The sequence below is a fragment of the Variovorax sp. Soil_C_17 genome, from assembly GCF_057657265.1.
In genome coordinates this window covers 250,206-270,038 of record NZ_JBDGIT010000002.1, presented here as the reverse complement: position 1 = coordinate 270,038, position 19,833 = coordinate 250,206, and the positions used below count along the sequence as shown (strand labels likewise).

The following is a 19,833-nucleotide window of genomic DNA, read 5'->3' as shown; positions in this document are numbered from 1 at the left end:
GGGCTTCGAGCACGGGCGCTCAGCCCGTGCCGCGCCGGCCGCGATCGGCCTTCGGCAGCACCGCCTCGGCGGCGAGCTGCTCGGCGCGTGCCTGCAGTCGGCGCAGGGCCTCGTCGAGGCAGGCCGCATGGTCGGCGTCCAGTGCGGCCAGCAGGTCGGCGTTGATGCGCGTCACCAGCGGATGCAACTCGTCGTACACCGTCTGGCCACGCTCGGTGAGCTGCAGCAGCACCTGCCGTCGGTCGCCCACCGGATGCGTGCGCGACAGCAGGCCTTTCTCGACCAGGGAGCTCACCGCCTTGGACGTACGCGCCCGATCGAGCTGGGCATGCTCGGCCAATTGCGAGGAGCCCAGCCTGCCGCGGCTGGCCAGCGTGGCGATCAACCGCCACTCGCGCCGCGTGATGCCGAAGCGCCCTTCGCACAGGCGAATGACCATGCTGCCCGCGACGGACAGCAGGCGGGACAGCCGGTACAGCAGCAGCTCGTCGAGGGATCTGCGCGCGGAGTCGCTCATCGAGGGTTAGTCCGGGGAATGGTTGATTTGAACAATCGCATGCCCCGACTCTAAATTCGATCTGGGCCGCTGCACGGCTGCAGCCGATCGACCAGAGACAGGAGACCACTTCATGCACGCCTTCACCCTTCGCCGCCGCCGCGCGCTCGCCGCCCTGGCCGCCGCCACGCTGGCCCCGCTCGCCGGCGCGCAGGCCTTCACGCCCGGCGCGCCGATCAAGGTGCTGATCGGCGTCCCCGCCGGCGGCACGCAGGACGTCCTGACGCGCGCCATCGCGCACGAGGTGCGCGATACGCTGGGTCCGCTGGTGGTCGACAACCGCTCCGGCGCGGCCGGCCGCATCGCGGTCGAGACGGTGAAGAACGCAGCGCCCGACGGCCGCACGCTGCTGCTGGGCACGGCCAGCATGATGACCATGTTCCCCAATGCCTACAGGCAGCTCTCGTACGACCCGGTCAAGGACTTCGTGCCGATCGTCAATGCGGCGCGCTTCGAACTGGCGCTGGTGGTCCACAAGGACGTGCCCGTCGACACGCTGCCCGAGTTCATCGCCTGGGCCAAAGGCCAGGGCGACAAGCTGAGCTTCGCCTCCTACGGCGCCGGCACGCCCTCGCACTTCCTCGGCGAGATGCTCAACCGCGCCGCCGGGCTGAAGATGGTGCACGTGGCCTACCGCGGCTCGACGCCGGCGCGCCAGGACCTGATGGGCGGCACCGTGCCGGTCTACTTCGACACCGTGGGCGGCGCGCTCCAGCTGCAGGCCACGGGCCGCGTGAAAGTGCTGGCCACCAGCGGCGACAAGCGCTCGCCGCTGATGCCCAGCCTGCCCACGTTCGTCGAGGCCGGCTACAAGGACGTCGTGGCCGCGGCCTGGTTCGCCTACTACGCGCCGCGCAGCACGCCGCAGCCCATCGTCGACAAGCTGCGCGCCGAGTTCACCCGGGCGGTCAATGCGCGGGAGGTGCGCCAGCAATTGCTGCAGAACGGCATGTACCCGGTGGGCGACGGCCCCGAGGCGCTGCTCAAGACCATGCGCGAGGACACGGCGCGCTGGGGCGGCATCATGCGGGCCGTGAACTTCACTGCCAACGACTGAACATCCACGACATGCTCCAACAACTCCTGCGCCGCTTTGCCGGCATCCTCCTCCTCGGCACGCTGGCGACGACCGCCGCTTTCGCCCAAACCCAGGACGGCCCGCTGCGCATCGTCGTGGGCTACGCGCCCGGCGGCGCCACCGACCGCGTGGCGCGCATCGTGGCCGACAAGCTCCAGGCCAAGCTCGGCGTGCCGGTGGTCGTCGACAACAAGCCCGGCGCCGGGGGGCGCCTCGCGGCCCAGCAGGTCAAGGCCACGCCCGCCGGCCAGAACGTGCTGATGCTGGCCAACCCCGCCGTGATGGTGGTCGCGCCGCTGGTCTTCAAGGACAACGGCTATGACGCCGAGCGCGACTTCGTGCCCGTATCGCACGTCAACGACTACGAGTTCGCGCTGTCGGTGTCGACCGCCGTGCCGGTGCGCGAGCTGTCGCACCTGCTGGCCTGGATGCGGGCCAATCCCGACAAGGCCAATGTCGGCGTGCCCGCCACCGGCAGCCTGCCGCACTTCTTCGGCCTGATGGTGGGCGAGAAGGCCAAGGTGCGAACCGAGGTGGTCGGCTACCGCGGCTCGGCGCCCCTGCTGACCGACCTGATCGGCGGGCAGGTGCCGATCGCCGTCGACACGCTGGACGTGGTCATCCCGCAGCACCAGGCCGGCAAGGTGCGCATCCTCGCGATGTCCGGCACAAAGCGCTCGCCCTTCGCGCCCGAGGTGCCGACCTTCAAGGAGGCCGGGCTCGATCTCGTCGCCCTCGGCTGGAATGCCTTCTTCGCTCCGGCGAGCATGCCGCCCGAGAAGGTCGGGCGCTACGCGCAGGCCATCCGCGAGGCCATGCAGGACCCCGACACGGTCCGCCGCTTCAAGGATTCGCTGATGACTCCGGTGGCCAGCACGCAGGAGCAGACCGCCGCCATGCTCAAGGCCTATCGCGCGCAATGGGGACCCGTGGTCCAGAAATCCGGCTACCAACCCTGACGCCCTCACATGCAACGTCCCAACATCATCTTCATCGTCGCCGACGACCTCGGCTTCGCCGACCTCGGCTGCTACGGCGGCCGCGATGCCGCATTCGGCCCCGTGTCGCCGGTGCTCGACGGCCTGGCCGCCCAGGGCATCCGCTTCACGCAGGGCTATGCGAACTCGCCGGTGTGCTCGCCCACGCGCTTCGCGCTGATGACCGCGCGCTACCAGTACCGGCTGCGCGGCGCGGCCGAGGAGCCGATCAACAGCAGGAGCCGCGGCAGCACGACGCTGGGCCTGCCGCCTGCGCACCCCACCCTGCCCTCGCTGCTGCGCGAGGCGGGCTACCGCACGGCGCTGATCGGCAAGTGGCACCTGGGCTTTCCGCCCGCCTTCGGGCCGCTGCGCTCGGGCTACGAGGAGTTCTTCGGCCCGATGTCGGGCGGGGTCGACTACTTCACGCACTGCGACTCGGCCGGTCGCCACGACTTGTGGGCGGGCGAGGAAGACAAGCAGGAAGAGGGCTACCTCACCGACCTGTTCTCGCGCCGCGCAGTCGACTACGTGGAGCGCATGGCAAGCCGGCAGGCGCCCTTCTTCCTGAGCCTGCACTACACGGCGCCGCACTGGCCGTGGGAGACGCGCGAGGACGCCGGCCGCGTGCCGGCGGTGAAGAACAACCTCTTCGACCTGGCCGGCGGCAACATCCATGTCTACCGCCGCATGATCCATCACATGGACGAGGGTATCGGCTGGATCATGGCTGCGCTGGAGAAGCAGGGCATCGCCGACAACACGCTGGTCGTCTTCACCAGCGACAACGGCGGCGAGCGCTTCTCCGACAACTGGCCGCTGGTGGGCGGCAAGATGGACCTCACCGAGGGCGGCATCCGCGTGCCGTGGATCGCGCACTGGCCCGCCGTCATTCGCGCCGGCAGCGAGAGCGCCCAGCATTGCATGACGATGGACTGGTCCGCGACCATGCTCGAAGCCGCCGGCGCCCAGGCCGATCCGGACTACCCGCTGGATGGCGTGTCGATGCTGCCCGTGCTGCGCGATGCTTCCGCCGGCTTCCGCCGGCCGCTGCACTGGCGCATGAACCACCGCGGCCAGCGCGCCCTGCGCGACGGCGACTGGAAATACCTGCAGGTCGATGGCAACGAGTACCTGTTCAACATCCCGGCCGACGAGCGCGAGCGTGCGAACCAGGCGAGCCGCGAGCCGGAGCGGCTGGCCGCAATGCGCGCGGCCTGGGAGTCGTGGAACGCGAGCATGCCCGCCATCCCGGAGGATGCAACGGTGAGCCTGGGCTATTCGTACAAGGACATGCCGCAGCGCTGAGCGCCGGGCCGGGCCTGCTTCAGCCCGACGACGAAGACGTCTGCCCCGCGCCCGGGGCGGTGTCGTCGTCCTCCTCGGCCATACTTAGAATGTCCTGGGCCGAGAGCTTCCCGATCAGTTCCGGATGGTCGCGGTTCACATGCGCCTGGACGGCAGCGAGGAGTTCCGCATCGGTCGAGCCACGGACTGCTTCGCCGCATTCGCAGTTGATCAGCTTTCCCATGTCTTCCTCCTTGAAACGAGGGTGTCACCATGGTGCCAGACGAAGACGGAGAAAACCTTGGCGAAACATTGGCGCCCGGGGCGGAAACGCGGATCCAGCTTTGCGGACGACTGGTGGCCAAGCTCGAGGGACGCCGCATCGAGGAACTGTTGCCGGGGCGGCAAGGGCGAGTCCTCTTTGCCTATCTCGCGGCGCAACGCAGGCACGCCCTCACCCGATCGCAGCTCACTCAAGCGCTCTGGCCGGACAATCCGCCACCGGCCGCCGATGCGGCACTCAGCGCCTTGCTCACCAAGCTGCGAGGCGTGCTGGGCGCGCACGCCGTGCTCGGAAAGCAGGAGTTGCGGCTTGTGCTTCCCGCAGGTGCCTGGATCGATCTGGAAGCCGCCCTCGAGGGACTGCATCGGGCGGAGTCCGCCGCCGCGCGCCAGGACTGGACGGCTGCATGGGGGCCGGGCCGCGTCGCCTTGCACATTGCCATGCGGCCCTTTCTTCCGGGCTATGACGCAGCCTGGATCGATGCGACCCGCGAGCAACTCCAGGACGTCCTGCTTCGAGCCCACGAGTGCGTCGCCGCCACCGGTCTCGCGTTGAGCGGGAGCGAACTGACATCGGCCGCACGTTCGGCGCGCGCGCTGATGAAGCTGGCGCCTTATCGCGAATCGGGCTACCGCTTCATGATGGAAATTCTTGCGCTTCAGGGCAACGTCGGCGAGGCCTTGCTGGTCCACGAGCGCCTGCGCCGATTGCTGTGCGAGGACCTCGGCGCGTCCCCCAGTCCCGCGACGCTGGCTGTTCACAGGCGGCTTCTCCAGGGCGAGACCGCGCGCCGAGGAGGCGTGGCGCGCTGACTCGGGCGAATGGCGGCTGTTTGCGATCCAGGCCGGGCCTTGGCCTGAAGTACCGGCGCGCGAAGCCCCTCGGACGTGACCGCGACGCGAGGCGCTACAACGGCCGCACCGGCATGCACAGCGTGCACTTGAAGGCCCCCGTCTTCTCATCCATCACGAAGTCGGGGCCGTAAACCTCCAGGGGCGCGCCGTCGGCGGCCTGCCAGCCGCTGTCCGGCAGCCATTCGCACAGACGCATCCAGGCGGTGTGGATCTCCGTCGGCGGTCCGTTGAATTCGCAGCAGGCGTAGCGTCCGCCCGCCAGGGTCTGAACGCCGATCTCGCCGGCGGGCCGGAAGCCCTCGTCGACCTCGATGCAGGCGTCGTAGCGGCAGCGCGCCGGCGGCGTGACGTCGGGGTTGTCGTGGCTCACGCCGTACATCGTGCGGCGCGGCTGCATCAGCCCCTGTTCGCCGCACCAGGCGGCGAAGCGCTGCCACAGGCGCATGATGTTCGAATCGCCATAAGGCCCGACATGGCGCATGTAGGCCACGCGCACCGCCGGCAAGGTCTTGAGTTCCACTTTCATGTCGCTGTCTCCAGGTTGAGGAACATGGCCCTGAGGCCAGGAACTCTCATCGTGACGGAAGGCCGCCAGCACGGCTTGATGCGACTTGCGATCGGCTTGATGAATCTTGCTGAGCTCGACCCGATGGCGCTCGGCCCAGCCGCGGAAGGCGCCGCGCCGCCAGTCCGTGGGCGTCGTGCCGAAGTGCGCGCTGAAGGCGCGCGTGAACACCGGCGCCGAGCCGAAGCCCACGTCCAGCGCGATCGCCAGCACGGGCTCGGGCGGCAGGCCGAGCAGGCGCGCCGCCGCCACCTCCAGGCGCCGCCGCCGCACGCAGTCGGCCAGGGTCTCGCCCGTCATCGCCTGGAAGACCCGGTGGAAATGCCAGGCCGAAAAATGCGCCACGCCGGCCAGCGTGGCGAGATCCAGCGGGTCCGCCAGATGGCCGTCGATGTGGTCGATCACGCGGTTGATGCGCGCGACATAGGTGTGGCGGGGGCTGCTCACCACGCACCCCGCCACGCGCAGGGCCATGTGGGCACCTTGACTAAGATACTATTTAGATATATCTTTTCTAAATCCGATACAAGCATCCATCGACCCTCATGCGCGCTTTTCGACACTTTCCACACGGCCATCCCCGCGACGACCATGGTGACGGCCTGAGCGGCGGGCGCGGTGGCCGCGGCGGCGGTGGCCGGATCTTCGGCCACGGCGGCTTGCGCTTCGCGCTGCTGCAGCTGATCGCCAACAAGCCCAGCCACGGCTACGAGCTGATCAAGTCCATCGAGGAGCGCCTGGGCGGCCGCTACAGCCCGAGCCCGGGCATCGTCTACCCCACGCTGATCTTGCTCGAGGAACTGGGCCACGTCAGCGTCGACACCGCCGAGGGCGGCAGCCGCAAGCGCTACACCATCACCGAGGGCGGGCGCGAGTTCCTGGCCGCCAACCGCGAGATCACCGACGAGATGATGGCCCGCATGAACGGCGGCGTCGACGGCGCCGGGCCGCGCGCCGGCCGGCCGCCGCAGGTGGTGCGCGCCATCGAGAACCTCAAGCTCGCGATGCGCCTGCGTCTCGCGCGCGAACCGCTCACCGAACAACAAGCCCACGAATTCGCCGCGGTGCTCGACAGCGCCGCCCAACAACTGGAACGCATCTGAATCCCATGACCGATCTGATCTCCCCCTCCTCCGTCCCCGACCGCCTGCCGCGCCGCGTGCGCCACGAATTGCGCTTTCGCAAGCTCGAGGTGCGCGCCGTGCAGCGCGTGACGCCGCACCTGGTGCGCATCACGCTCGGCGGCGAGGAACTCGCGGGCTTCACCAGCCCCGGCTTCGACGACCATTCGAAGCTCTTCTTTCCCGATGCGCAGACTGGCGCACTGCTGTTGCCGACGGTGGGCCCGGATGGCCCTTCCTGGCCCCCGGGCGCCAAGCCCGCCATGCGCGACTACACGCCACGGCACCACGATGCGATTGCCGGCACGCTCGACTTCGACTTCGCCCTGCACGAGGCCGGCCCGGCCACCCGCTGGGCCGAGCAGGCCCGCGTGGGCGACGTGCTGGGCGTGGGTGGGCCGCGCGGCTCCTTCATCGTGCCGACGGATTTCGACTGGCACCTGCTGATCGGCGACGACACCGCCCTGCCCGCGATCTCGCGCCGGCTGGCCGAACTGCCCGCGGGCGCGCGCGTGCTGGTGCTGGCGGAGGTGGACCACGAGGCCGACCAGATTCCGCTGCCGACCCGGGCCGACCTCATGCTGCACTGGGTGCATCGGCGCAACGCCGAGCCCGGCACCGGCAGCGCCCTGCTCGACACGCTGCGCGCGCTCACCCTTCCGGCAGGCGATTTCCACGCCTGGGTCGCTTGCGAATCGGCTGTCGCCAAGGCCCTGCGAGCCCACCTGGTCGCGGAACGCGGCGCAAACCCGAAGTGGATCCGCGCCTCGGGCTACTGGCGCCGGGGCGCCGTGGCCACGCACGACACCATCGAGGATTGATGCACCCGCGCAACTGGCCGAACGCGCTAGGCCGTGCCGCCGTTTGACACCTCATTCTCGTGCGACCAGAATTTCTGCTGAGTACTTAATGACTATCAGGCTGCGAGGGATTCAGAGATGGAGATCGGACTTGCCCAATGGCAGTTCCTGCTGGCACTGCTGACGGGCGCATTGCTTCTGATCGTCGTCACGTGGATTGCCTGGCACCGTGTCTCCGAGCGGCGCGAGGCCGAGCGCCGCATTGCCGCGGCACGGGTTCGCTCCGGCCACGTGCCGCTGGAGATCCCGACCGTGCGCGGCGGGCTGATCCACGCCGGCGATTCGGTGCCCGACACCCTGCCCGAGTGGTTCATCCAGGGCAAGGGCGAGCATTCCATCGTCGACGAGCAGCCGCGCATCCGCGTGCGCTACGTCGACGCGCACGGCCGCAAGGCGGAGTGCACGATGCAGGTCGAGCACCTGGACCTGCAGAAGAAGATCCTCAGCGGGCATGGCGAGCTGCCCGGCGACACGTACCGCATCCCCCTGCACATGATCACCGGGGCGCGCATCGCCGAGTCGGGGCAGCGCTTCAACGTCGACACCTGGGTGGATGCCGTGCGCGTTGCGCGGCGGCGGCGCGGGCAAATCTAGAGTCCTGCCTCGCCCAGGCGAAACAACGGGCGTCTGCCGCGAGGCAGACGCCCGTTTCCTTATGATGCGGGCCCGGCCGCCGTTGTGGCCTCGCACCGATCCACTGCCCTGATGACCCTCCCCGCGACAGCGCCTCACACGCCCATGATGAGCCAGTACCTGGCTCTCAAGGCGGACCATCCCGACACCCTGCTGTTCTATCGGATGGGCGACTTCTACGAGCTGTTCTACGCCGACGCCGAAAAGGCCGCGCGCCTGCTCGACATCACGCTCACGCAGCGCGGCCAGTCGGCCGGGCAGCCGGTGGTGATGTGCGGCGTGCCCTTCCACTCGGTCGACACGTACCTGGCGCGGCTGATCAAGCTCGGCGAGTCGGTGGCCATCTGCGAGCAGGTCGGCGAGGTGGGCGCGACCAAGGGACCGGTGGAGCGCAAGGTGGTGCGCGTGGTCACGCCCGGCACGCTGACCGACGTCGAGCTGCTGCAGGACAAGAGCGACTCGCTGCTGCTCGCGGTGCATGCAGGCAGCCGCAACTTCTGCGGCCTGGCCTGGCTCAGCGTCACCGGCGCCGAGCTGCGCCTGGCCGAATGCCCGGCCGATGCGCTGGAAGCCTGGATCGCGCGCGTCGGGCCGAGCGAGCTGCTCTACAGCGCGGAGGTCACGCCCGGCTTCGAGCAGCGCCTGAAGGCGGCGCGCAACGGCGCGGCCTTCACGCTCTCGGTGCGGCCGGCCTGGCAGTTCGACGGCGGCCTGGGCGAGCGCAAGCTGTGCGAGCAGATGGGCAGCAACAGCCTCGCGGCCTGGGGCGCGGAAGCGCTGGTCAATGCCCATGCGGCCGCGGCCGCGCTGCTGGGCTACGCCGAGCACACGCAGGGCCGCGCGCTGTCGCACGTGCAGCGGCTCGCGGTCGAGCGCGACGGCGAGCTGATCGAACTGCCGCCCACCACGCGCCGCAACCTGGAGCTGGTGCAGACGCTGCGCGGCGAGGATTCGCCCACGCTCTTCTCGCTGCTCGACACCTGCATGACGGGCATGGGCAGCCGGCTGCTCAAGCGCTGGCTGCTGGCGCCGCGCCGCGACCGCAGCGAAGCGCAGGCGCGGCTGGGAGCCATCGCGGCGCTGCAGTCCGCTCCGCTGGGCAGCACCGCGGCGCCGTGGCGCCTGCTCCGCGACCGCCTCAAGAACACCAGCGACGTGGAACGCATCGCCGCGCGCATCGCGCTGCGCCAGGTGCGCCCGCGCGAGCTGGTCGCCCTGCGCATGGCGCTGGCCAAGGCGCAGGAGCTGGCGCCGGCGCTGCCCGATGCCTCGCCGCTGCTCACGCGAATGGCCGGGCAGCTCGCGCCGCCGCCCGGCTGCGTCGAGCTGCTGGTCGCGGCCGTCCACCCCGAGCCATCCGCACTGGTGCGCGACGGCGGCGTGATCGCCTGCGGCCATGACGCCGAGCTCGACGAGCTGCGCGCCATCAGCGAGAACAGCGACGCCTTCCTGGTGCAGCTCGAGGCCAGCGAGCGCGAGCGCACCGGCATCTCGAACCTGCGCGTGCAGTTCAACCGCGTGCACGGCTTCTACATCGAGGTCACGCAAAGCGCGCTCTCCAAGGTGCCGGACAACTACCGCCGCCGCCAGACGTTGAAGAACGCCGAGCGCTTCATCACGCCCGAACTCAAGGCCTTCGAGGACAAGGCGCTGTCGGCGCAGGACCGTGCGCTGGCGCGCGAAAAGTGGCTCTACGAGCAACTGCTCGATGCGCTGCAACCCTCGGTCGCGGCACTGACGCGGCTCGCGGGCGCGCTGGCCGCGCTCGATGCGCTGTGTGCCTTGGCCGAGCGCTCGCACACGCTGCACTGGCGTCCGCCTTCCTTCGTGGCCCATCCCTGCATCGAGATCGAGAAGGGCCGCCATCCGGTGGTCGAGGCCCGGCTGGCCGAGAAATCATCGGGCGCTTTCATTGCGAACGACACGCGAATGGGTCCGCAACAACGCCTGCAGGTGATCACCGGCCCCAACATGGGCGGCAAGTCCACCTACATGCGGCAGGTGGCGATCATCGTGCTGCTTGCCTCCATCGGCTCGCACGTGCCGGCCGATGCCTGCCGGCTCGGGCCCATCGACGCCATCCACACCCGCATCGGCGCGGCCGACGACCTGGCCAACGCGCAGTCGACCTTCATGCTGGAAATGACGGAGGCCGCGCAGATCCTGCACGGCGCCACCGCCCATTCGCTGGTGCTGATGGACGAGATCGGCCGCGGCACCAGCACCTTCGACGGCCTGGCGCTGGCCGCCGGCATCGCGGCCCAGCTGCACGACCGCACGCGCGCCTTCACGCTCTTCGCGACCCACTACTTCGAGCTGACCGAGTTCCCCGCCACGCACCATGGCGCCGTGAACATGCACGTCAGCGCCACCGAGGCGGGGCGCGACATCGTCTTCCTGCACGAGATGCAGCCGGGACCGGCGAGCAAGAGCTACGGCATCCAGGTCGCACGCCTGGCCGGCATGCCGGCCGCGGTGGTCAACCATGCACGCCAGGCGCTCGAAGCGCTGGAGGCCCAGCAGCAGCAGGCCCGCGCGCAGGTCGACCTGTTCGCGCCGCCGCCGGCGGTGGAGGCGCTGCCGGCCAGCGCCGTAGAATCCGCGCTGACGGCGCTCGATCCCGACACCTTGAGCCCGCGCGAGGCGCTCGAAGCGATCTACACCTTGAAGAAACTCCACGCGCGCGAGCACGGTTAGGGCCTGTTAACACATGACTTACTGCGTAGGCATCAAACTCAACGCCGGCCTGGTGTTCCTCTCCGACTCTCGGACCAACGCGGGGGTGGATCACATCAGCACCTTCCGCAAGATGATCGTGTACGAGCAGCCGGGCGACCGCGTCATGGTGCTGCTGTCGGCCGGCAACCTGAGCATCTCGCAGTCGGTACGCGAGATTTTGCAGATCGAGGAGCTGCGCGAAGTCCGCAGGACGGGCGACGAGGGCGATGACGCCGAGGACGGCCAGCCCATCACCATCTGGAACGCCAAGAGCATGTTCGACGCCGCGCGCGTGCTGGGCTCGGCGGTGCGCCATGTGTACGACCGCGACGCCGAGGCGCTCAAGCATGCGGGCCTGGAGTTCAACGTCTCCTTCATCTTCGGCGGGCAGGTCAAGGGCGAAGGCATGCGCCTGTTCCTGGTGTACGCGGCCGGTAATTTCATCGAGGCCACCACCGAAACGCCCTACTTCCAGGTCGGCGAGTCCAAGTACGGCAAACCGGTGCTCGACCGCGTGCTGACGCCCGACACCCCGCTGGACGAAGCCGCCAAGTGCGCCCTGGTCTCGATGGACTCCACCATGAAGTCCAACCTCTCGGTTGGCCTGCCATTGGACCTGGTGGTGTACGAGGCCAATCGCCTCGAGACCGACAAGGTGGTCTGCATCGACGCCGACAACCCGTACTACCGCATGGTGCACAGCAGCTGGGGCCAGAAGCTGCGCGAGGTGTTCGACAGCATCGACGACCCGGTCTGGGACGACACCTATGCCGAGCATCCGCTCAAGATGCCGGCCACGCGCCACAGCCCGCTGCGCAAGATCTCGACGCCGGAAGAAAAGCTCATCTGAGCGCATGACGCGCCGGCCGCGATCGAGATGCGCGATCGCGCCCCCTCCAACACCCCGCCCAGCGGCCTCGCGCCGCCCCCCGTCAAAGAGGATTAATCCACGGCGGGATCAACGCGTGCGGGCCAAGCGGCTCAAGCCGTAGCCGCGCACCCGTGCTCCTCGACAGCACGGTGCTCGCCCCCCTGCCGCCGCCGAAACCAGGTGCCTGCCGACAGAGGAAATCCGCCGCCGATCGACGTTGGCGGGCCAACCGGCCCAAGCTGTCAATGAACACATGATCCGCGACATGCAACCTGACGGGCATGCAGCAATTCGCCAGGAACCGCGCACGACCCGTGCAGCCGGCGCGTGGCCTGAAGCGGGCCACACGCGGCACTCCGCGCCGTGACCCACCGCGCCGCGGCGACTTGGCTCCTCCGGGCCTATCGACCCGGCGAGCGAAAGACAACACTGAAGTCAAGCCGGTGATCGAGCGAGACCGATCCCGTGGCCAGATTCCAGAGTCGTCTCGCATCAGTTCAGGAGCTTCGCCGTGACCAGCACGACACTCGACACCGAACTCATGCAGCGCGCATTGCAGGAGATCGACCAGTTGCTCTGCGCGCTCGAAGCGCCTGCCAGGGCACATCAATGCCTGCCGCGCGACGAATTCTCCGCAGCACCTTACGAACAGCCGGGCGCCCGGCAGGCGCCCACGCCGTCGGCGGTGTATTTCTGCCTGACCTCCGCGAGTGCGCTGCTGGAGGTGAGCCGCTCTTTGCTGAGCCACCTCGACGTGCTCCCGGCCGACACGCGCCCAGCCAACTGGAGCTCGCTGAGCGCGGCGTCCAAGGCGGCCGGCCAGTCGGCCTTCCTGGCTTCCGTGATGCTGGCGGCATCCCCGGCAAGCGATGCTGCACCGACCTCACCGGACGACATGTGGGCACCGACGCGAGCCTGCCGCCCTGCTGCCGTGCCGATACCGCCAAGGGGCGCATCGGCCGGCATGAGCTTCAAGACGAAGCTTCGAAACCTGTTCGATGCAGTCGCCGCCTAGCAGGCGGAAACCGTCGATACGCAGCGGCCCATGAGGCCTCCCCACTAGCCCCTCTGCGGGACTAGCCCCTTCCAAGTTTTCTTCGCCAGGTTCTTTGCGCCTTCGCATGGCGCAGGGGGACTTTTTTTCCTTTTTTTCCTATTAGGAGACACAGCTTGAAAAAGATAGACAAAAGAAGCGCCCTTCTGCTCTTCGTTGCAGCGGGAGCGCTCGCCGGTTGCGGGGGTGGAGGGAGCGGCCCGGGCGGCGGCTTCGTCCCATCGCAAAGCGCGGAGCCGATGCCGGCTTCGACCGCTGCTGCGCCGGCTGAAGCGACAGCGGCGGCGGCGGTCGAGCCGGCCGCGGACAAGGAGGCAGAGGCACTCGGCAAGCTCGACGCCTCGTGGATCAAGGTCGCAAACGAGGGCCAGACCATGAGCCTGGCCGTGTCGACGGTGGTGCAATACGGCGCGAACTCGTCCTGGACCAGCAAGACACTGTCCGGCACGGTGGCTTGCGACAACGCCACCTTCGGCGACCCGCTGCAGTTCGTGGCGAAGGCGTGCTACGTGCAAACGCCTGCACCTGCACCCGCTCCCGCACCGGCCACCGCACCTGCCGCAGGAACCGTGCTCGCCAAGGAAGGCTCATCGTTCTCGGTGCCTGCCCCGACACTCGTCAAGTACGGCGCCGACACGCGCTGGGTCACCAAGACTGTCACAGGAACGGCCGCTTGCACCAATGCATTTTTCGGCAGCGACCCCGCGTTCATGACAGCGAAGTCATGCATCGCCGCGGGCCCCGCAACTGCTCCTGCTCCCGCCCCTGCTCCTGCCCCGGCTCCTGCTCCTGCTCCTGCCCCGGCTCCTGCTCCTGCTCCTGCTCCTGCCCCTGCCCCTGCCCCTGCCCCTGCCCCTGCTCCCGCTCCCGCTCCCGCTCCCGCTCCTGCTCCCGCTCCTGCACCAGCCCCTGGCAGTGCCCTGCCCGGAGACATCGTCGACAGTGCCGGTACGGTGGTTCCCAGCGCCTACGCGGCGATGGCCTACAAGTTCAACTCCGATGCGGGCGTGATCTACAAGTACGGGGCGCCCGCGACCAAGAGCGGCGTGCAGACACTGCAAGAGCGCGCGGACGTCGGCACGATGAGCGGCATCGGCTCGGTCTACCAGTTGGGCCGCGAGGACTCCACGAACAACATGTACGTGTCGATCCACGCTGCCGCCATCGGCGTTCCCACCTCCGGGCAGAGCGTGGAGAGCTCCGTGGCCTGGCTCCAGAACTCGGCCACCGACCGGCGCACCTTCCAGCAGCGCCCGCAGTTGCTGTGGCAGCAGCGTCGGCTGCTGCCGACCTCCATCGACGACTATGTTTCCACGGGCGTGCTGGCGAAGAACGATGCGGCCGACCTGCCGGTCTGCGAGCACCGCGGCGAGAACGCCGCCGATTCCCCCGCCACCCGTCTGTCGTTGGTATGTACCCAGGGCAGCCCGACCAAGCCGGCCAAGCTGTACACGGTGGGCACCCTGACTGCACAGAACCGCGCCTCGACCTCGTTCAAGCTGGGCTTCGTGCCGACCGCCGTCGCGGTCACGGGTGGCGGCGAATTCGCCCTGGTGTCAGGATGGGACGTGCCGAACACGAAGGGCCAGGTGGCCATCGTCTCCCTCGGCTCGGCCCCCCAGGACTGGAAGCCGGGACAGGCCCGCTACGACTGGTGGCACGGCTGGATGGACATGATGCACCCGGGCTTCCCCGACCAGGGCAACTACGTGTTCATGAAGGTCATCGGCTACGTCGATCTGCCTTCGGAGATGAAGGCGCCCACCGCCATCGCCGCCACCACCGGCATTCACCCCTACACGTCGATGCTGAAGTACGACGCCAGCGGCAACATCTCCAACTTCCAGATGCTGGACTCGCCGATGGCGAACAACCGGGCGAAGATGCTGCCGGGCGGCGAGGACTACGAGCGCTATGCCAAGGGCGGCGTTGCCGTCGTGGTCTCCAAGAGCGAAAAGCGGGCGGCATTCATCGACCTGGGCCCGCTGTTCAAGTACACGAACGACATGTACCTGGGCAGCGCCGCCTCGAACCTCGAGACCCAGAACGTCGGGCTGGCCGCCAACCAGTGGCCGTACCTGCTGGCCGACAAGCCGCAGGCGATGCCTGCGGTGGTGAAGACCGCCACGCTCAGCCGGCGCCCGACCGCCCTGTGGACCACCGCCACCCGAAGCTACTGGAGCAAGGACGACCAGGTCCGGATTTCGGCCTATCCGTTCTGGAAGCCTGATCCGCAATACGCGCGCGCTGCCATCGCCGTCGAGGGCGGGGAACTGCAGCTGTTCTCGCTCGGCCGCTACGCCGCCGGCACCAAGCCGACGACGCCGGCGCCGGCGGACATCCAGCAGGTGGGCACGGTCACGGGCGTGGGGGACAACATCACGCACATGGCGGCAGCCAAGGACTACGGTGGCGTGGCCGATCCGATCAACGACCTGATCCTCTTCACCGACCGGGCCAACCGCCGCTGGGGCTGGGTCAAGCTCTCGAACGCGGGCGATACCGCAGCCACGGGCAGCGTGCTGCGCACGATGGAGGACTCGCGGGTCGATCCGATCATGGTCACCATGGCCGACAACTACTCGACGCAGGGCGACATCCTGACGGTGGCCGACTATGCGGGAGCGAGCATTGCCAACTACCGCTTCGGCGACGTGATCTATCCCGACGCGAGCAGCGGCTTCTGCACCCAGGCGGGGGCCTGCCCGACGTTTACCCACCTTGGAGAGTTCGCCGGCAAGCTGGCGCTGCCCTTCAAGCCGACCTCGGTGCACAGCTCGAACGTGCCGTGATGCGCTGAATTCATCGACGACCCCGGGCCCCAGCTTCGACTGGGGCTTTTTTTTAGCTATTTCAGCTTATCGGAATTAAGTATTCATTGGCCGCATGGAGGAGTCGCAACGTCTTTAAACTAATTTCTTAAGGAAATTACTTTCATCGAGCCGCCGTTCGATATCCGCGGCCACGACGTGAACAAGTGCCTGTCTTGCCGCCTTTGATTTCGCGCAAAAGAGTTCGCTGAATCGACAATAACGTCAATCCAGAAATTTATTGAAATTAGAGGCAATACAGACGACGTTCAGTACATGCAGCTTACCTAAGTACTCAAAAGAACCGACGCAAGTCGGTTGCAGCTCTGACGATCGAATCGCAGTGGCACCGTGATGAGGAAAGGCGACACGTGGGCGTTCTCTTGAAGAACGATAAGGCTGTCGCCGCGGTCCGGTCGGGTTCGATGTCCGGCGGCCTCGAGCCGCACACCACGCAAAGGGTCGAGCACGGGCCACGTGCCACATCCCTCTAGCCCACGGGGCGATCAGCCTCTCCCGTTTCAGAAATTCTTTTATCGATTTCTTTGCGCCCTTTGCAGGCGCAGGGGATTTCTTTTTTCTCGTTCACAGGACGACCAGGAGATTCAGTGTGAAAAAAATCAACAAAAACGCGCTTTTGCTTTTTGTTGCAGCAGGCGCACTCGCGGGCTGCGGAGGCGGCGGAAGCGGCTCGGGCGGAAGCTTCGCTCTTCCTCAGAGCACGGATGCGGCGACAGCTTCGCCGGCTGCATCCACGACCGCACCGGCGGTCGAGCCCGCCGCAGACAAGGAGGCGGCGCTCGGCAAGCTGCTCGATGCGAGCTGGGTCAAGGTCGCCAACGAAGACCAGGGATTCAACCTGGCCGCTCCGACGGTGGTGCAGTACGGCGCGAACTCGACCTGGACCAGCAAGCAGCTGTCCGGCGCGGTGGCCTGCAACAACGCCACCTTCGGCGACCCGCTGCCGTTCGTGGCGAAGGCGTGCTATGTGCAACCCGCTCCCGCGGGAACCTTGCTCGCCACCGAAGGGACCTCATTCACGGTGGCTGTTGCCACACTGGTGAAGTACGGCGCCGACACACGCTGGATCACGAAGGAAGTCGTCGGAGCAGCGGGCTGCACGAACACATTCTTCGGCAAGGACCCTGCGGTCATGACGGTGAAGTCATGCATCTCGGCCGGCCCTGCGACGGCTGCGGCTCCTGCGCCGGCTCCCGCTCCCGCTCCCGCTCCCGCTCCCGCGCCTGCTCCCGCGCCTGCGCCTGCTCCTGCGCCCGAACCTGCTCCAGTTGTCGCACCCAAGCCTGCGCCCGCACCGTCGGCGCTCGCCGGCGACGTGGTGGACAGCTCCGGTTCGATCGTTGCAAGCGCCTACGAGAGCATCGCCTACAAGTTCGGCCTGCCCGAGGGCGTCGCGTACCGCTTCGGGCCGGCGGCCAGCAAGACCGGCGTCGGCACATTGCCTTTGCAGGCGGACGTGGGCGCGATCAACCACGGGCCCGGCAACGATCTCTACTACCAGCTCGGCGCGGAGAACAACGCCGCGTACAACTACTACGTGAGCATCCATGGCGCGGCGATCGGCACGCCCGCCAGCGGGAGCTCGCTGTCGAACGCGCTGGGGTGGTTCCAGTCGCAGGCGACCGACCGGGTGACGTTCATGCAGCGCCCGCAGTTGTTGTGGCAAGACCGGCGACTGCTGCCGAGCGCGATCGATCAGTACTACGCCTCTGGCGTGTTGTCGCCGAACGACCCCGCAGACCTGCCCATCGTCGAAGACCGCGGCGAGAACGCAGCGGACAGCCCCTCGACGCGCCTCTCGCTGATTGCGACGCAGGGCAGTCCGACGAAGGCGGCGACGATCTTCACGGTCGGCACGTACACGGCGCAGAACCGCGCCAGCGTCAAGCTCGCCCTCGGCAAGGTGCCGACCGCCATCTCCGTGACCGGAGGCGGCGAGTTCGCCTTCGTCACGGTGTGGGACACCCTCAACCACAAGGGCCAGGTCGCCGTGATCTCGCTCGGCGGCAGCTGCCAGGGCTGCACGCTCAACGGCCCCAAGTACGACTGGTGGCACGACTGGATGGACATGGTGCATCCCGGCTTCTTCAACCAGGGCAACTACATCTTCATGAAGGTGCTCGGCTACGTCGATCTGCCCGCCAACATGAAGGCCCCGACCTCCATCAAGGTGACGACCGGCATGCATCCGTATGCGGCCGTCGTCTACACCAGCAACGGCGGCCTGTCGGGCATGGCCAAGGAAGCCTCGCCGATGGCCGGCAACCGGGCCAAGCTGCTGCCCGGCGGCGAGTACTACGAGAAGTACGCCAAGGGCGGCGTGGCCGTGGTGGCTTCGAAGTCGGAGAAGACCGTGGCCTTCATCGACCTCGGCCCCCTCTTCAAGTACACCAACGACATGTACCTGGGAAGCGCCGCGAGCAACCTGGAGACGCAGAACGTCGGACCCGCCTCCACCCAGTGGCCTTACCTGCTGGCAGATCGTCCGCAGGCCACGCCGACGGTCATCAAGACGATCACGCTGGCCGACAAGCCGACGAGCGTGCTGACGACCTCGACCTACAACCACTGGAGCAAGGACGATCGGCGTCGCATGGCGCCGCCGAACGACATGTACTGGGAGGCGAATCCGCACTACCCGCGCGCATGGATTGCCACGGAAAACGGCAAGCTGCACATGTATGCCCTGGGGGCGTATGTGCAGGGGCCCAAGCCGGCGACCGGCACGCCCGCCGAGATCGCGGAAGTCGGCGTCGTGACAGGCCTCGGCAGCAACGTCACGCACCTGGCCGCGGCCAAGGACTACCCGAACCAGACCGATACCCTCAACACGATGCTGATCTTCACCGATCGGGCCAACCGCAAGTGGGGCTGGGTCAAGTTCGCCGGCGACGGCAACAGCGGCACCATCCTGCGCACGATGGAAGACTCCCGCGTCGATCCGATCATGGTGACGATGTCCGACAACTACTCCACGCGGGGCAACATCGTGAGCGTGGCGAACTACAGCGGCCAGAGCATCGACAACTACCGCTTCGGCGACCTGATCTACCCCGACACGATCTTCTGTTCCGCGGCCGGCGCCTGCCCGACGCTTGCACCCAACGGCGAGTACGCCGGCAAGCTGGCCCTGCCCTTCAAGCCGTTCGCGGTGCACTCGTCGAACGTGCCGTGAGGTCTGCGGCGTCGGCCTCGTGCGGGATGTGCCGGCGAGCACCGGTCATCGAGCGACAGCCGCCGCGACGGCGCAGCGCCTATTCGGCCCACACGACGGCCCCGCTCCACGCGGTGGCCAGCACCACGATGCCGAAGGCAATGCGGTACCAGGCGAAGGGCACGAAGCTGTGGCTGCTGATGTACTTCAGCAGCCAGCGCACGCAGAGCCACGCGCTCGCGAAGGAGAAGACGAGACCGACCGCGAACAGCGGCAGGTCCGCCGCCGACAGCAGCGCCCGCTCCTTGTAGAGGCTGTAGGCGCCGGCGCCGATCAGCGTCGGGATCGCGAGGAAGAAGGAGAAGTCCGTCGCCGCCTTGCGCGACAGGCCCAGCAACATGCCGCCGATGATGGTCGCACCGCTGCGGCTGGTGCCCGGGATCATCGCGAAGCACTGCACCAGGCCGACCTTGAGCGCGTCCCAGGGCGTCATGTCGTCCACGTGCTCCACGCGCACCGCACCGGGCGGGCGCTTCTCGGCCCAGAGGATGATGAAGCCGCCGATGATGAAGGTGCTGGCGACCACCACCGCGGTGAACAGGTGCGCCTTGATCAGCTTGCCGAACAGCAGCCCCAGCATCACCGCGGGCAGGAAGCCGATCAACACGTTGAGCACCAGGCGCTGTGCCTTGTGCTGCCGCGGCAACGCCACCAGGGTGGAATGGATCTTCTGCCAGTAGACGATGATCACGGCGAGGATGGCGCCGGTCTGGATCGCGATGTCGAAGACCTTGGCCTTGTCGTCGTCGAACCCCAGCAGCGAACCCGCCAGGATCAGATGGCCGGTCGACGAGATGGGCAGGAACTCGGTCAGTCCCTCGACGATGCCCATGATGGCGGCCTTGGCCAGCAAAACGATATCCACGCGCGCTCCTTTCAAGAGCGCCGATTATCGCGAGGACCTCGGTCAGCTTCCGTTCAGCACGCCTCG

General features: G+C 67.9%; 16 protein-coding genes. 12 read left to right on the top strand and 4 right to left on the bottom strand.

Going from position 1 to position 19,833, the window contains the following annotated elements:
• Positions 1-19: 19 nt before the first annotated feature.
• Positions 20-517, bottom strand: coding sequence for a MarR family winged helix-turn-helix transcriptional regulator (locus tag AC3A6Y_RS09930; protein ID WP_487868060.1), 498 nt, complete (start codon positions 515-517; stop codon positions 20-22).
• Between the two features lie 112 nt (positions 518-629).
• Between AC3A6Y_RS09930 and AC3A6Y_RS09925 the strand changes: the two genes are divergently transcribed.
• From AC3A6Y_RS09925 to AC3A6Y_RS09915, 3 genes are read left to right on the top strand one after another with little or no spacing between them, the layout of a single operon-like run.
• The gene (locus tag AC3A6Y_RS09925; RefSeq protein WP_487868059.1) at positions 630-1,613 is read left to right on the top strand and encodes a Bug family tripartite tricarboxylate transporter substrate binding protein; all 984 of its coding nucleotides are present in this window, start codon (positions 630-632) and stop codon (positions 1,611-1,613) included.
• Between the two features lie 11 nt (positions 1,614-1,624).
• Entirely contained in the window at positions 1,625-2,593 is a 969-nt protein-coding gene (locus AC3A6Y_RS09920) for a Bug family tripartite tricarboxylate transporter substrate binding protein (RefSeq protein WP_487868058.1), read from the top strand.
• Positions 2,594-2,602: 9 nt separating this feature from the next.
• Positions 2,603-3,919: a sulfatase family protein gene (locus AC3A6Y_RS09915; protein ID WP_487868057.1), complete on the top strand. Its 1,317-nt coding sequence runs from the start codon at positions 2,603-2,605 to the stop codon at positions 3,917-3,919.
• Positions 3,920-3,938: 19 nt separating this feature from the next.
• On the opposite strand, the gene AC3A6Y_RS09910 is transcribed toward AC3A6Y_RS09915, so the two are convergent.
• Positions 3,939-4,142, bottom strand: coding sequence for a DUF1059 domain-containing protein (locus AC3A6Y_RS09910; protein ID WP_487868056.1), 204 nt, complete (start codon positions 4,140-4,142; stop codon positions 3,939-3,941).
• A gap of 29 nt (positions 4,143-4,171) precedes the next feature.
• Here AC3A6Y_RS09910 and AC3A6Y_RS09905 point away from each other — a divergent pair, with 29 nt between their 5' ends.
• Positions 4,172-4,993 (top strand): AfsR/SARP family transcriptional regulator, encoded by an 822-nt coding sequence (locus tag AC3A6Y_RS09905; protein WP_487868055.1) that lies wholly within the window; start codon positions 4,172-4,174, stop codon positions 4,991-4,993.
• A 94-nt stretch (positions 4,994-5,087) separates the two neighbouring features.
• Here the strand turns inward: AC3A6Y_RS09905 and AC3A6Y_RS09900 are convergent, their stop codons facing one another.
• Positions 5,088-6,074, bottom strand: coding sequence for an AraC family transcriptional regulator (locus tag AC3A6Y_RS09900; protein ID WP_487868054.1), 987 nt, complete (start codon positions 6,072-6,074; stop codon positions 5,088-5,090).
• A gap of 71 nt (positions 6,075-6,145) precedes the next feature.
• Here AC3A6Y_RS09900 and AC3A6Y_RS09895 point away from each other — a divergent pair, with 71 nt between their 5' ends.
• The 8 genes from AC3A6Y_RS09895 (at position 6,146) to AC3A6Y_RS09860 (ending at position 18,863) form a co-directional block, all read left to right on the top strand.
• Entirely contained in the window at positions 6,146-6,703 is a 558-nt protein-coding gene (locus AC3A6Y_RS09895; RefSeq protein ID WP_487868053.1) for a PadR family transcriptional regulator, read from the top strand.
• Between the two features lie 5 nt (positions 6,704-6,708).
• On the top strand, positions 6,709-7,542 hold the full coding sequence (locus AC3A6Y_RS09890; protein ID WP_487868052.1) for a siderophore-interacting protein: 834 nt from the start codon (positions 6,709-6,711) through the stop codon (positions 7,540-7,542).
• A gap of 117 nt (positions 7,543-7,659) precedes the next feature.
• Complete coding sequence (locus AC3A6Y_RS09885; protein ID WP_487868051.1) at positions 7,660-8,175, top strand: hypothetical protein; 516 nt, start codon at positions 7,660-7,662, stop codon at positions 8,173-8,175.
• A gap of 111 nt (positions 8,176-8,286) precedes the next feature.
• A complete protein-coding gene (mutS, locus tag AC3A6Y_RS09880; RefSeq protein WP_487868050.1) occupies positions 8,287-10,911 on the top strand; it encodes a DNA mismatch repair protein MutS in 2,625 nt (874 codons plus the stop codon).
• 13 nt (positions 10,912-10,924) lie between these two features.
• The gene (locus AC3A6Y_RS09875) at positions 10,925-11,782 is read left to right on the top strand and encodes a proteasome-type protease (RefSeq protein WP_487868049.1); all 858 of its coding nucleotides are present in this window, start codon (positions 10,925-10,927) and stop codon (positions 11,780-11,782) included.
• Positions 11,783-12,314: 532 nt separating this feature from the next.
• Positions 12,315-12,818 carry a hypothetical protein gene (locus tag AC3A6Y_RS09870; RefSeq protein ID WP_487868048.1) on the top strand — a complete coding sequence of 168 codons (504 nt, stop codon included), beginning with the start codon at positions 12,315-12,317 and terminating at the stop codon, positions 12,816-12,818.
• 278 nt (positions 12,819-13,096) lie between these two features.
• The gene (locus tag AC3A6Y_RS09865; protein ID WP_487868047.1) at positions 13,097-15,649 is read left to right on the top strand and encodes a hypothetical protein; all 2,553 of its coding nucleotides are present in this window, start codon (positions 13,097-13,099) and stop codon (positions 15,647-15,649) included.
• Positions 15,650-16,277: 628 nt separating this feature from the next.
• A complete protein-coding gene (locus AC3A6Y_RS09860) occupies positions 16,278-18,863 on the top strand; it encodes a hypothetical protein (RefSeq protein WP_487868046.1) in 2,586 nt (861 codons plus the stop codon).
• Positions 18,864-18,942: 79 nt separating this feature from the next.
• Here AC3A6Y_RS09860 and AC3A6Y_RS09855 read toward each other — a convergent pair whose 3' ends face one another.
• On the bottom strand, positions 18,943-19,767 hold the full coding sequence (locus AC3A6Y_RS09855) for an undecaprenyl-diphosphate phosphatase (protein ID WP_487868045.1): 825 nt from the start codon (positions 19,765-19,767) through the stop codon (positions 18,943-18,945).
• Positions 19,768-19,833 lie beyond the last annotated feature (66 nt).

Bases quoted from the DNA above. Each gene is read 5' to 3' on its own strand.
- AC3A6Y_RS09930 (WP_487868060.1), bottom strand. From the start codon at position 517: ATGAGCGACTCCGCGCGCAGATCCCTCGACGAGCTGCTGCTGTACCGG.
- AC3A6Y_RS09925 (WP_487868059.1), top strand. From the start codon at position 630: ATGCACGCCTTCACCCTTCGCCGCCGCCGCGCGCTCGCCGCCCTGGCC.
- AC3A6Y_RS09920 (WP_487868058.1), top strand. From the start codon at position 1,625: ATGCTCCAACAACTCCTGCGCCGCTTTGCCGGCATCCTCCTCCTCGGC.
- AC3A6Y_RS09915 (WP_487868057.1), top strand. From the start codon at position 2,603: ATGCAACGTCCCAACATCATCTTCATCGTCGCCGACGACCTCGGCTTC.
- AC3A6Y_RS09910 (WP_487868056.1), bottom strand. From the start codon at position 4,142: ATGGGAAAGCTGATCAACTGCGAATGCGGCGAAGCAGTCCGTGGCTCG.
- AC3A6Y_RS09905 (WP_487868055.1), top strand. From the start codon at position 4,172: ATGGTGCCAGACGAAGACGGAGAAAACCTTGGCGAAACATTGGCGCCC.
- AC3A6Y_RS09900 (WP_487868054.1), bottom strand. From the start codon at position 6,074: ATGGCCCTGCGCGTGGCGGGGTGCGTGGTGAGCAGCCCCCGCCACACC.
- AC3A6Y_RS09895 (WP_487868053.1), top strand. From the start codon at position 6,146: ATGCGCGCTTTTCGACACTTTCCACACGGCCATCCCCGCGACGACCAT.
- AC3A6Y_RS09890 (WP_487868052.1), top strand. From the start codon at position 6,709: ATGACCGATCTGATCTCCCCCTCCTCCGTCCCCGACCGCCTGCCGCGC.
- AC3A6Y_RS09885 (WP_487868051.1), top strand. From the start codon at position 7,660: ATGGAGATCGGACTTGCCCAATGGCAGTTCCTGCTGGCACTGCTGACG.
- mutS (WP_487868050.1), top strand. From the start codon at position 8,287: ATGACCCTCCCCGCGACAGCGCCTCACACGCCCATGATGAGCCAGTAC.
- AC3A6Y_RS09875 (WP_487868049.1), top strand. From the start codon at position 10,925: ATGACTTACTGCGTAGGCATCAAACTCAACGCCGGCCTGGTGTTCCTC.
- AC3A6Y_RS09865 (WP_487868047.1), top strand. From the start codon at position 13,097: ATGCCGGCTTCGACCGCTGCTGCGCCGGCTGAAGCGACAGCGGCGGCG.